Source organism: Ignavibacteriales bacterium (assembly GCA_026390795.1).
Lineage (GTDB): Bacteria > Bacteroidota > Ignavibacteria > Ignavibacteriales > Melioribacteraceae > Fen-1258.
In genome coordinates this window covers 255,357-269,163 of the sequence record JAPLFG010000001.1, presented here as the reverse complement: position 1 = coordinate 269,163, position 13,807 = coordinate 255,357, and the positions used below count along the sequence as shown (strand labels likewise).

General features: G+C 35.2%; 12 protein-coding genes. All 12 read left to right on the top strand.

Features of this window, described 5'->3' with window-relative positions:
* The first annotated feature begins 3 nt into the window (after positions 1-3).
* The 12 genes from NTX65_01095 (at position 4) to NTX65_01040 (ending at position 13,731) form a co-directional block, all read left to right on the top strand.
* A complete protein-coding gene (locus tag NTX65_01095) occupies positions 4-3,471 on the top strand; it encodes a hypothetical protein (protein MCX6167909.1) in 3,468 nt (1,155 codons plus the stop codon).
* A 59-nt stretch (positions 3,472-3,530) separates the two neighbouring features.
* The gene (locus tag NTX65_01090; protein ID MCX6167908.1) at positions 3,531-3,992 is read left to right on the top strand and encodes an NUDIX domain-containing protein; all 462 of its coding nucleotides are present in this window, start codon (positions 3,531-3,533) and stop codon (positions 3,990-3,992) included.
* A 71-nt stretch (positions 3,993-4,063) separates the two neighbouring features.
* Complete coding sequence (locus NTX65_01085) at positions 4,064-4,972, top strand: PfkB family carbohydrate kinase (protein ID MCX6167907.1); 909 nt, start codon at positions 4,064-4,066, stop codon at positions 4,970-4,972.
* Between the two features lies 1 nt (position 4,973).
* Positions 4,974-5,987, top strand: coding sequence for an S-methyl-5-thioribose-1-phosphate isomerase (gene mtnA, locus NTX65_01080; GenBank protein MCX6167906.1), 1,014 nt, complete (start codon positions 4,974-4,976; stop codon positions 5,985-5,987).
* Complete coding sequence (recO, locus tag NTX65_01075) at positions 5,980-6,717, top strand: DNA repair protein RecO (GenBank protein MCX6167905.1); 738 nt, start codon at positions 5,980-5,982, stop codon at positions 6,715-6,717. The genes mtnA and recO overlap by 8 nt, the downstream gene beginning before the upstream one ends.
* A gap of 23 nt (positions 6,718-6,740) precedes the next feature.
* Positions 6,741-7,115, top strand: a complete 375-nt coding sequence (locus tag NTX65_01070) for a hypothetical protein (GenBank protein MCX6167904.1) — start codon at positions 6,741-6,743, stop codon at positions 7,113-7,115.
* A gap of 36 nt (positions 7,116-7,151) precedes the next feature.
* Positions 7,152-8,654, top strand: a complete 1,503-nt coding sequence (locus NTX65_01065) for a Do family serine endopeptidase (protein MCX6167903.1) — start codon at positions 7,152-7,154, stop codon at positions 8,652-8,654.
* A gap of 85 nt (positions 8,655-8,739) precedes the next feature.
* Positions 8,740-9,954, top strand: coding sequence for a chorismate synthase (gene aroC, locus NTX65_01060; protein ID MCX6167902.1), 1,215 nt, complete (start codon positions 8,740-8,742; stop codon positions 9,952-9,954).
* Positions 9,955-10,602 (top strand): MBL fold metallo-hydrolase, encoded by a 648-nt coding sequence (locus tag NTX65_01055; protein ID MCX6167901.1) that lies wholly within the window; start codon positions 9,955-9,957, stop codon positions 10,600-10,602.
* Positions 10,603-10,667: 65 nt separating this feature from the next.
* On the top strand, positions 10,668-11,423 hold the full coding sequence (locus tag NTX65_01050; protein ID MCX6167900.1) for a hypothetical protein: 756 nt from the start codon (positions 10,668-10,670) through the stop codon (positions 11,421-11,423).
* 1 nt (position 11,424) lies between these two features.
* Positions 11,425-12,171, top strand: a complete 747-nt coding sequence (locus NTX65_01045; protein ID MCX6167899.1) for an ATP-binding cassette domain-containing protein — start codon at positions 11,425-11,427, stop codon at positions 12,169-12,171.
* A gap of 15 nt (positions 12,172-12,186) precedes the next feature.
* Positions 12,187-13,731 (top strand): acyl-CoA carboxylase subunit beta, encoded by a 1,545-nt coding sequence (locus tag NTX65_01040; GenBank protein MCX6167898.1) that lies wholly within the window; start codon positions 12,187-12,189, stop codon positions 13,729-13,731.
* Positions 13,732-13,807 lie beyond the last annotated feature (76 nt).

Genomic DNA, 13,807 nt, shown 5'->3' with positions numbered 1-13,807 from the left:
TTTTTGAAGAAGATATTTCTAAACCACATATATATTTTATTTATTCTATTCACTCCGGCATTTCTATTTCCACAGATAAAAAATTCTGTTGTAATTCGAGATACAATTCAAATTCGTTCCGATAATTTTTACAAAATTTCTTCTTTAATTATAATTCCTCATACCGAGAATATTGTTTTAAGAGGCAAGACTTTGCTCAATAGCGAATATGAATTTAATTATTCTACCGGATCTTTCTCTCTTTCACCCCATTTAACATATTCTTTACTCGATACACTTTTCGTTAGGTACGAATCAGTCAAATTGAGTTTACAAAAAGAATACAAAAGAAGAAGTCTTGTAATAGAGTACAATGAAAAATCTTTAGATATCATTCGATCTTCCAAAAAGATAGGAGAACCACTAACATCCGAATCTATTTTTGGAAAGGATTTACATAAGAGCGGTGCGATTATTCGCGGATTCACGATTGGAACTAATCGCGATTTTACTTTGAATAGCGGTTTACGGTTACAGCTTTCCGGAAAACTTTCCGATGATATAGAACTTGTTGCAGCACTCACGGATGAAAATACGCCAATTCAACCAGAAGGAAACACAGAAACGCTTGATGAACTTGATAAAGTATTTATCGAACTTCGGCATAAAAATGCAATTGGAACATTTGGTGATTATGAGTTGAATTTAAGAGAGAATGAATTCTCCCAGGTGACCAGGAAATTGCAAGGGTTGAAAGGTGAAGTCCTTTACGAATCATCAAACGGAACAATAGCTATTGCCGGCTCTAGAGGGAAATTTACTACCAATCAATTTTCTGGAATGGACGGAAATCAAGGTCCTTACCGCTTGAACGGAATTAATAATGAACGAGAGATAATAGTTATTGCCGGAAGCGAGCGCGTCTATATTGACGGCGAACAGATGAAACGCGGAGAAAACAACGATTACATAATTGATTATTCAAATTCTGAGATAACTTTTACCGCTAAAAGATTGATTACCTCAGCAAGCCGGATTTCTATCGATTTTGAATACTCGGATCAGAAATTTAAAAGAAATTTTTTGGGAACGGACTTTTCTACAAAAATTTTAGATGAGAGAGTAAAAATTGGCGTTAGCTATTTTAGAGAAGGGGATGATGAAAACAATCCAATTGAATATACATTCAATGAAAATGATCTAAATATTCTAAAACTTGCCGGTAATGATAGAAACGCAGCTACCAGATCGGGAGTCGTTCTAGCACTTCCCGATTCAACCGGTAAAGTTCATGGTATCTATTCAAAAATTGATACTCTCATTAACTCTCAGCAATATACTTACTATAAATATTTACCCGGCGCACTCTCTGCAATTTATAATGTTTCGTTCAGTTATGTAGGAGAGAGTTTTGGCGATTATACAAAAGAGAGTTTGGGAAACTACCGTTTTGTTGGAATTAAAAATGGCTCATACTTACCATTAATTTATTTGCCTATGCCGGAATTAAAACAATTAGGAAATTTTTCTGCAGCCGCAATCCTAATGGAAGGTGTCACTCTTTCTGCAGAATTAACCGGAAGCAATTGGGACCAGAATCGGTTTTCTTCAATTGGAGATGACTCTAATTCTGGTTATGCCCGTAAAATATTTTTTGAAGTAAATCAACGGGAAATAAAAGTTGGGAATAGTTCACTTGGTAAAATCGGATTTAGTTTTAAAGATAGATTCATCCAGGGAAGATTTTCATCTTTAGATAGAATAAATGATGTTGAATTCAACCGTAATTATAATTTGCCGGTCCTGGTCGCAGAAGATCAAACACTTCGGGAAATATCTTTAATTTATTCTCCAATCCAACTCTTATCACTTATCACTAAGTACGGTTACTTGAAACAAGGAGACGATTTTAGTTCCGACCGATTATATTCTCAATTAAACTTTGGCAACAAAAAAGATTATCAACTTGACTACGATCTTGATTATGTGAATTCTACAAATAATATGATTCATTCAAACTGGTTACGCCAAAATGGAAATGTATTTTATACTTTCGGATCCTTCAAACCCGGTATGAATTTTATTTATGAAGATAAGGAAGAAAGATTAGCATCAAAGGATAGTTTGTTATCATCAAGCCTGAAGTATTCCGAAGCCTCACCTTATATTGATTTTACAATCTCATCTGTTTTGGATTCAAAATTTAGTTTTTCATTGAGGGACGAATCATTTCCTTTGAACGGACAACTTAGAAAACAGTCTACTTCAACAACAGAGCAAATGCAATTTAATTATCACGGACTCAAAGAATTTTCAACATCTCTAAATATGACATTCCGCAATAAAATATATACCGACGATTTCAAAATTCAAGGTTACGGAGATAATGAAACAGTATTATTGCTCTCACAAAGCAGATTTAATCTATGGAATGGATTTATATCGGGCGATATTTATTACCAGGCAGCAACGGAACAAATAGCGAAATTTGAAAGGGTATTTGTGAAAGTTCCGAAAGGAACCGGCAATTATATTTATCTAGGCGATCTAAACAATAACGGCATTCAAGAAGAAAATGAATTTCAAATAACAGCTTATGATGGAGAATATTCACTTATCACAATCCCCACTGAAAAATTATTCCCGGTGATGGCGTTAAAGACAAACACAAGATTAAAAATTGATTTCAACAAAGCATTTAAAAATCAAAACATCTGGTCAGATATTCTTAAATCAATTTCCACAGAAACCTCTTTCCGGATTGAGGAGAACAGCAAAGACCCGGAAACCAAAAATATTTATTTGCTTCATTTCTCAAAATTTTTGAATGATTCTACAACAATACAAGGTTCTCAGCTATTCCAACACGATTTCAATATTTTCCAAAATAGTAATGAGCTCTCTTTTAGGTTAAGATTTACTCAGAGAAAATCTCTCAATCAGTTCAACGGCGGAATTGAGAATGGATTTTTCCGCGAACGCGGATTCCGTATTAAATTCAAAATGGTTGAAGAAATTAGTAATCAAACCGAATTCATAAATCAAATTGACAATCTATTATCTCCGGCAACAACTAATAGAGCCCGTCTCGTCACCAGAAATAATTTATCGTCTGATTTTTCGTACCGTCCTCAGCATGATATTGAAGTTGGATTCAAGATTGAGAGCGGTAAAAGTGAGGACACTTATCCAATCTTTCCGTCTTCAATTGATATGAATTCCGTTTTATTACATGCAAATTTTTCTTTTGAAAATTTAGGGCGCTTACGCATTGAAGTGGAAAGAACCGAATTAATTTCTTCATCAAATTCTTTTAATCTGCCCTTTGAGATGACGAGAGGAAATGTAATTGGAAAAAATTATTTTTGGCGTGTATTTTTCGATTACCGTATCTCAAGTTTGGTCCAGTTATCATTTAGCTACGATGCGCGTAAACAAGGGGAGAGTAGAGTAATTCAGACGATGAGAGCTGAAGCAAAAGCATATTTTTAATTTGATGAAATGATTCATCCCATATAATTGAATAATCATTTTCATAATTCAGAGGCTATATGAATATTACATCATCTCTAATAGAAGCGCATATCTTTAGAAAAGTTGAAAACGAAATTGAATTTCTTCTTCTTAGACGCTCGTCAAATGAAATTTATGGTGGATTGTGGCAAATGGTTTCCGGTTCTACCAATGAAAACGAGAAAGCATTTCAAGCAGCTTTAAGAGAGATTATGGAAGAAACAGGATTGACGCCGTTAAAATTTTGGACTGTACCCAATGTTAATTCTTTTTACTCATCCACTCAAAACGAAATTTGCATGATTCCGGTATTTGCAGCTTTGGTAAGTAACGAAGCTGAAGTTAGAATTTCCGATGAGCATTCGGAATGTAGATGGGTAAATTTAGCTGAGACATTGAAATTGTTAGCATGGCCCGGGCAACGAAAGTCAGTTGAAATCATATATGAGTATTTTATAAATCAAATTAATTTTCTGAATTTTGTTGAAATTTCTCTTTAGTCAATCGTGAAATTCGCTTCTATTTCTTTATATTTCTTTAGAATATTTCATAATAATTCTTTGAGGAAACATTGGGACTTTTAATAGTTGGTTCAATCGGACTCGATGATATCGAGACGCCATTTGATAAAGTTAAAAATGCATTAGGAGGTTCAACCACATACATTGCTCTTGCTGCGAGTTATTTTACCGGACCAATTGAAATTGTTGGAATAGTAGGCGATGACTTTCCGAAAGAACATATTGAGATGTTGGAGAATCACAATATTGATTTAGAAGGATTAGAAATTGTAGCCGGTGCTACAACATTCCGTTACGGCTGTAAATATCATTACGATCTTAATGTGAGAGATTCTTTGTTCACTAACCTAAATGTTTTTGAAAAATTCAATCCTGTGATCCCGGCAAAAAGTAAAAAGAGCAGTTTTGTAGTTCTTGGAAATATTGCACCTCAGCTGCAATCAATCGTTCTCGATCAACTTGAAAACCCGAAGTTTATTGTCTGCGATACAATGAATTTTTGGATTGAAGGGGCCAAACATGATTTATTAAACGTGCTGCCAAAAGTTAATGTTCTAATTATAAATGATTCAGAAGCCAGACTGCTTGCCAACGAACCTAATTTAATAAAAGCTGCTCATATAATTTCTAAAATGGGACCGGAATATTTGATAATCAAGAAAGGTGAACACGGTGCGTTGCTTTTCGGTAATAACATGATTTTTTCCGCACCGGCTTATCCAATGGAAAATATTTTTGATCCAACCGGTGCCGGTGATGCTTTTGCAGGCGGCTTTACCGGGTATTTACAGAAGAACCGAGACTTCTCATTTGATAATCTGAAAAGAGCCGTTGTGTATGGCAGCGTTATGGCTTCATTCTGTGTCGAAAAGTTTTCAACCAGAGGATTGGAAAATTTGAGCTTTCTTGAAATTCGAAACCGGTTCATCGAATTTAGAGAGTTGTCAACTTTTAGTTAAAATGAAAAAGATCCGTGCAGTTGAATTTATCGAAGAACAACTCCACTTCATAAATCAAACGAAGCTTCCTCTAGAAGAAGAAATTCTGGTTTCAGATGATTACGAGAGGATTGCTATTGCTATTGAGAGGTTGGAAATTAGAGGAGCTCCGGCAATCGGAGTAGCCGCTGCATATGCATTGGCGCTTTCCTTAAAAAATATTCCTAAAAAAAAATGGACTAGGATTTTTGAAGATGCTTTTGATAGATTAGCATCCACACGTCCGACTGCGGTAAATCTCTTTTTTGCCTTAAATGAAATGAAAAGCGTTTATAGTCATTATCAAGTTTCAGATGATCTTTATGATAGACTTGTAAAAAAAGCAGTATCAATTCATAATGAAGATATTTTGATCTGTGAACAGATTGCATTAAACGGATTAAATATTTTTACACAGAGAGTTAGAGTTCTAACTCATTGCAATGCCGGCGCTTTAGCTACAGGTGGAGATGGAACAGCGCTCAATGTCATTCGAAAAGCATTTGAAAGTGGATTTGTAGAACATGTCTATGCTGATGAAACCCGTCCGCTTCTTCAGGGCTCCCGTTTAACAGCATGGGAACTGCATAAGTATGGAATTCCATTTTCGATTAATACAGATTCAACAGCTGCTTTTTTAATGCAGCAAAATAAAATTGATCTTGTATTAACCGGTGCTGATAGAATAGCAATAAACGGAGATACCGCCAATAAGATCGGTACTTATAATCTTGCAGTGCTTTGTCATTATCACAAAATTCCGTTCTACATAGCTGCACCGACCACAACGATAGACAAAAAATGTTTGAACGGAGATGGGATTAAGATCGAACTGCGTGATAAAAAAGAACTAACACATATTGGTTCCACTCAAATTACTCTAAATGATTTTCCGGCATACTGCCCGGCTTTTGATGTTACACCAAATGCACTTATCTCCGCTATTATTACAGAAAAAGGAATACACAAACCACCATTTGATTTTTTACATGTCTGAAATTATCAAAACAGAAGCAATTGTTTTACGCAAAATTGATTTTGGCAACACAAGCAGAATTGCACAATTTTATACAAAAGATTTTGGTAAAATTTCTGCGATAATTAAGGGTGCTCGCTCTCCGAAATCGAAAATTGGATCGCTTATAGACACGATGAATCTTCTGCAACTGGTACTTTATAAAAAAGATACACGCGAAGTTCAATTGGTTAGTCAGGTCGATCTAACAAAACATTATCTGTCAATCCGCGATGACTATGAAAAATATGTTTCTGCTTCGGCTGTAATAGAGCTCTTATCAAACATGACTCTTGAAAATGAGCATAGTAAAAAAATATTTAAAGGCACGGTAAGAATCTTTGAGCTTTTGAATTCATCCAATGTCAATCCTAAAATCCTTTTTGCCAAATATTTTTTATTTTTTTTGAAAGAAATTGGTTACGAATTTCAAACGAAACTTTGTAATGTGTGCGGTAATGAAATCGATCATAAGAGACCTGTCTCTTTTAATTATGAAGCCGGCTTGATGTGCAGTGAGTGCAGGAATGATCGTTTGACAAATTATGATTTTAACGAGGAACTTTTTAATCTGCTACTTTGTCTAAACTCCAAACAAAATAATATTCTTTGCAAAGAAGAAGATTTGAAAGGGATAATTAAAATGCTGGAATCTTTTTTATCATATCACATTCATGAATTCAAAGGTCTTAAATCTCTAAAATTAAATTAGCATGATAACAAGGGGAATTAGCCATGGGAAAATATGATTTTATTAAAATCGTTAGTCTTATCGGGTTAGTTGGAATATTTATTCTTTATTCGAATTCCGCTCTTGGACAAGACAAAGAAAAAGATGAATTGACTGCAAAGTTTTTAAAACGTATCGAGACGCTGGAAACACTTGTAAAAGAACAAGGAAAGCTAATTGAAATGATGCAAAAAGAAATAGATAAAATAAAAAAGGAAAGCCCGCTTGTTACATTACCACCTTTCCCAAATAATTTGAAAGACTTCTCGAATAAGTTACCAAATGGTGCAACACCATTTCATTTCAATGGTCAAACATATTATATGGTACCTTTAAATAAATTGACCAAAGATCAAGAAAGCTTAAATAAGGATAATTAAAAATCATAATTGTTAATAATAGTAGGAGATAAATATATGCGAAAGAAAAACTTAATAGGCACTGCCACACTAATCTTCATCGGAGTTGTATTCGGAGCCGTACTCGTTTCCGGCTTCGGGTGGGTTCGTCCAAGTTATGGAGATGTAAAAATCGGGGCAGATAAACCACCTGTAGCTCAATTGAATGCCGATGCCAGTGCATTCAACAATGCTTTTGTTGAAGTAGCCGAAAAGGTTACTCCATCAATTGTACAAATAACTGTAGTCTCGTCAGTTAAAGCCGACCAGGATAATAATCCATACCATTTCTTTTTCAAATTACCTTTCGGAAATGAGATGCCCCAAGAACAGGAAGGCGGGGGAAGCGGTATTATAATTTCTGATGATGGTTACATTCTTACAAACAATCACGTTGTCCAGGATGCAAAACAAGTTACTGTTACTCTTCATGATAAAAGAGTTTTTGATGCAAAAGTAATTGGAACAGATCCTCTTACAGATCTTGGAGTGATTAAAATTGATGCTAAGGATTTACCATTGGCTTATTTTGGAGACTCCGATAACATTAAAGTTGGACAATGGGTAATGGCAATTGGTAATCCACTTTCACTTGCATCAACAGTTACAGCCGGAATAATTAGCGCAACAAGCCGAAGCATCAACATGAATAAAGATAGATATGCCGTTGAAGATTTTATTCAAACAGATGCCGCTATTAATCCCGGAAACAGCGGCGGTGCTCTTGTAGATTTAAATGGTGCTGTAATTGGTATCAATTCTGCAATTGCAACAAACGGTATGACACAAAGTTACATCGGTTACGGTTTTGCAATTCCGGTTAATCTTGCTAAATCTGTTGCACACGATTTAATTGCAAACGGGAAAGTAAGCAGAGGTTATATTGGAGTCAGTATTACTGAAGTAGATCCCGCAACCGCAAAAGCAATGGGTCTTGGTGATCCGCGTGGTGTTCTTGTTCAGGACTTGGTAGAAGGCGGAGCGGCATCGCAAGCTGATATAAAAGAAGGTGATGTAATTCTTAAAGTTGATGATAAAGTTACAAATCAACCGAACGAATTGCAGTCATATGTAGCTTCCAAACGAGCTGGAACTGTTGTTAAGCTTACTGTATTCCGTGATGGTAAAACTATTGAACGAAATGTGACTTTGAAAGCACGTGATGAAAAAGATTCAAAAACACTTGTCTCTTTAGATAAACTTAAAAAGGGAAAAGACCTTGACTCAAAAGAAATGAATTACGATGCCTTGGGATTGACAGTCCGTAATATGACTGAAGAAGAACGAGATTCGTACAAAGTAAAGAATGGTGTTGTTGTAACCGAAGTTAAAAATTACGGAAAAGCTTTTAATCAAAGATTAGCAACTGGATTAGTAATTGTTTCTGCCGATAAAAAAGAAATTAATTCGGTCACGGATTTAACTTCCATCATTGATAAAAAGAAAGGTCAAGCTGTTTTACTCAAAGTTGTTGATGATCAAGGTAATTCTAGACTGGTCGGATTGGAAATCCCGAAATAAATAAATCTTAGTCCAAGTAAAAAAAAGCGTCCAAACATTTGGGCGCTTTTTTTATATTTACTGAAACTAAGTAAAGAATAAATTTATGATCAACTATGTCACCTCCGGCGAATCTCATGGTAAAGGATTGATTTCAGTAGTTTCCGGTTTTCCATCAAATCTTACTATATCTGAAAAGTATATTAACGACCAATTGCGAAGACGGCAAGGAGGATATGGACGGGGTCTCCGCATGAAGATTGAGACAGACACTGCCGAAATTATTTCCGGAGTGCGGTTCAATAAAACACTTGGCTCACCAATCTCAATTTTTATAAAGAATAAAGATTGGGATAATTGGGGTACAATAATGAGTGTTGATATGCCAATTGAGCCAGTTGAGAAAATTACAATTCCAAGACCGGGTCACGCAGATTTAAATGGTACATTAAAATACAATTACAACGATATAAGAAATTCAATTGAACGTTCGAGTGCTCGGGAAACTGCCGCACGGGTTGCAGCATGTTCAGTTGCTAGAATATTTTTACAAGAATTTGGAATTGAGGTCGGTAGTTTTGTCGAAAGCATAGGCGGTATTTATCCTCAAATAAATTTCTCGACAAAATTGTTTGAGTGCCTGTTACCCAAATCTTTTTCGGCTGATAAATTGAATAAACTCTCAGACAAAAGTAGTGTTAGAGTTCTGGAAGAATCTCAAGAAAAGAGGATTATAAAAAAAATTAAACTTGCCAAGAAACGCGGCGATACACTTGGCGGAACATTTTATGTTGTGGCTACCGGTGTTCCGGTTGGACTAGGAAGTTTTGTTGATTATGATTCACGCCTAGATGCCGAGTTATCGAAATCAATTATCTCTATTCAAGCGGTTAAAGGAGTAGAAATAGGATTGGGATTCGGGTCTGCCAATCTTTTCGGCTCAAATGTTCATGATGAAATTAAACTTAAGGGAAAAGAATTCTCGCGTAAAACAAATCGTGCCGGTGGAATTGAGGGCAGCATTTCTACCGGATTACCGATAATTATACGCGGTGCAATGAAACCGATTTCAACATTGATGACACCATTGGAAACCATTGATTTAGAAACAATGAGGAAAGTTGAAGCTAGAAGAGAGCGAAGTGATTTTGTTGCGGTACCGGCATGTGCAGTTATTGCTGAATCTATGATTGCTTGGACTCTTGCAAAGTTTGTTTTACAAAAATTTGGCGGCGACTCAATTGAAGAAACAAAAGAGAATTATTCTAACTACACTCATAAATTATTTACCCGAACCAAAAATAATTTTTCAAAGGAATAGATGTTACAAATCCAACGTTTCGTTTTCAGTCCTTTTTACGAAAACACATACATAATTTGGGATGAAATAACTAAAGAAGGCGCTATCATAGATCCAGGCTGCTATGATACGAAAGAAAGAAAGGTTGTAGATGATTTTATTCTTTCGAATAACATAAAGTTAACCTACCTAATTAATACACATTGCCATATCGATCATATTTTTGGAAATGCTCATATCAGATTAAAATATAACCCGGTCTACTTAGCTCCTGAAAAAGATGCTTTCATGTTGGATTTGATGATAGACACTGCTAAAAATTATGGTGTCGAGTTCACACCTTCTCCTAAGCCGGATCAATTCATCACTGAAGATATTGAATTTTCAATGGGTGACCTTAAAGGAAAATTTCTTTTTACACCCGGGCATACGCCGGGAGAATTTTGTCTTTACTTTAAGGATGAAAATGTTTGTTTTACCGGTGATGTCTTGTTTAAAGAGAATATTGGCAGAACTGATTTGTGGGGCGGAGACTATGATACATTAATTGATTCAATTAAGAATAAGTTGCTTACCTTACCAGATGAAACAGTGATTTATCCCGGGCATGATTCGGATTCTACTATACGGTATGAACGAATGTTTAATCTTTTTTTGAAATCGACTTAATTTGATTTAGCCGAAAGCAATGGATATATTGATACAAGAAATCATTTAATAAATTCTCAACTGTTATGATAAAAGAAAATAATACGATTAAAAATAATCTGATAGTCTCTGCATGGCTAATGTTTATCTACATTGTTTTGTTTGAATTTATTCTACCAATCAATAAGATTATCCCAAAACCGACTTTGCTGTTCGAATCATTCGTCCATATCTGGCGCGATTATAATCTGGTATTTGCATTTACAACCACAACGACAATTATCTATCTTGCATTGATTAGCTGCTGGGTTCATCTTTATATGGGTTATACCCGATATCTAAAATCTTATATCAAGATTAAGAATTCATTCAGCTCATTAAGTTTTTTTAGGTATTTAACGATTTTCTTTATTGCTCTGCTTTTTAATTTCTGGTTTCCAAGCAATCTTTTTGGAGAGTTCTTCTTTACTTTTATTATTGCAGCATTCTTGATTTCGAAGAAATTATTTGAAGAATCAAAAAATGTAAATGAAGAATATATTCTTGTAGCCCGTAATCTCGGTTTAACTTCATATGATATTTACGAGGATGTATATTGGAAAGCTACTCTTCCAACTCTCTCAAAATATATGCAGCGAATTCATTATTACCTTTGGGGAGTAGTATTGACCTATGAATTTATAGGCAACTCCTACGGCTTAGGCACAATTTACCGTACAGTTTCTGCCTACAATGATTTTACGGGTCTGTTCGTTTTAGGAATTATGATTTCTTTATTGATCTGGTTTGGTGACTATCTAATTGGCTTAATTACCAAAAGACTCATTCACTGGACATTATAAAATGATTGAGATAAAAAATATTTCCAAAGAATTTATAACGGATGCTGGTTTTAATACACCCGTTTTAAGTAAAATCACTTTTAATATGCCCGATAAAAAAATCACTTCTCTTATTGCACCACACGGATCTGGAAAATCTGTCCTATTAAAAATAATTTCCGGATTAGAAGAACAAACATCTGGCGATATCGTAAATCCTTCATCTCAAAAAATAATTTTAATACCAACGGCTCCTTCTTCTTTTCCATGGTTAAATGTATATGAAAACGTAAAATTTGGATTGAATAAATGCGATGAGAAACAAATTCAATCTCTCATCAATATAGTCGGATTAGAAGGATACAACTCATTTCAGTGTCACAACCGTAGTCTTGGTTTTCGGTTTAGAATTTCTTTAGCACGCTCTCTTGCCCATAATCCTAGTGCGATTCTTTTAGATGACCCTTTTAGTGAAATGGACAATAAGACTAAAAATGAATTACTTATGCTAATAAGAAAAATAAACAAAACTCTGGGCGTTACTTTTTTGCTAGCAACTTCAAATGTTACAGAAGCATTATTTTTAACGGATAAAGTTTATTTAATGAAAAACGATCCGGGTGAGATCATTTCTGAAAGTGATATTGATCTTTCCTCAGAACGCGATGAATCAACATTTACTTCAGATCCTTTCGAAATGATCCGGACAAAAATCTTGACTACTTTTAAGCAAGTAGAATCTCAAAAAATGGCCACTCTTTCTATCTAAATCGGATTTACATTCATGAAAGATAAAATAAGCAAACTGGAAAAGTTAAGAGAAGAAGCGCAACTTGGCGGCGGAATAGATAGAATAAAATCTCAGCACGATAAAGGAAAACTAACAGCTCGCGAACGAATCCAGTTGTTAGTTGATGAGGGTACATTTCAAGAATTAGATATGTTCGTAAAACATCGTTCATATGATTTTGGATTGGATAATCAAAAATATCTTGGTGACGGAGTAGTAACCGGGTTTGCTAAAATCAATGGAAGACAAGTTGCAATCTTTAGCCAGGATTTTACAGTGTTTGGCGGCTCACTTTCGGAAACCCATGCAGAAAAAATTTGCAAAGTTATGGATATGGCAGTTAAGATTGGTATTCCAGTAATTGGATTAAATGATTCCGGGGGAGCGAGAATTCAAGAGGGTGTTGTTAGTCTCGGCGGCTACGCAGATATATTTCTTCGCAATACATTAGCATCCGGAGTAATTCCGCAGATCTCTGCAATACTAGGACCTTGTGCGGGCGGCGCAGTTTATTCTCCGGCAATTACTGATTTTGTTTTCATGGTAAAACACACAAGCCATATGTTCGTTACAGGTCCAAATGTTGTTAAGACAGTTACGCATGAAGAAGTAAGTTTTGAAGATCTCGGTGGTGCAGAGACCCATGCGTCTAAGAGCGGTGTTGCACATTTTGTTTATGATAGTGAAGTAGAAGTAATTGAAAACCTCCGAAAATTGTTTGGCTTTCTACCTTTAAATTGGAAAGACATTCCTCCGATAAAAGAATTTGATTTTACAAAGGATTTAACTGACACCAGATTAGATTCAATCATTCCGGATCTTCCTAATAAACCTTATGACATGAAAGAAATAATCTCTCTTCTAATAGATGATGGTGATTTTCTTGAAATTCATGCAAATTATGCACAAAACATTATAGTTGGATTCGGCAGAATAGGGGGTATCTCAGTAGGTGTAGTCGCAAATCAACCGCAAATTTTAGCGGGTGTGCTTGATATAAATTCATCTGTAAAGGGTGCGCGTTTCATTCGCTTCTGCGATGCATTCAGTATACCTCTCTTAATTCTTGAAGATGTTCCCGGATTTTTACCAGGTACAGAGCAAGAATGGAATGGAATTATTAGACATGGTTCAAAATTACTATTTGCTTTCTGTGAAGCTACGGTTCCTAAGGTTACAGTTATCACTCGTAAAGCATATGGCGGCGCTTATGATGTAATGAATTCGAAACATATAAGAGGTGATTTTAATTTTGCATGGCCAAGTGCGGAAATTGCTGTGATGGGACCGAAGGGTGCGGTCGAAATAATTTTCAAGAAGGAAATCGCAGCATCAAAAAATCATGAGGAGAAATTGAACGAGAAACTTGCAGAATATGTAGAAAAATTTACTAATCCATACATTGCAGCGGAACGTGGTTATATTGACGAAGTTATTATTCCAAGAGAGACTAGAATTAAAATTATACAAGCATTCCAACTACTAAAAACAAAAGTTGATATAAACCCCAAAAAGAAGCATTGTAATATCCCATTGTAATATTTTTAAAACCTAACTCTTTTAATTACAAGCACTAAAGTATATTGATATCATAAAGTAACTTGACAATCCGTTT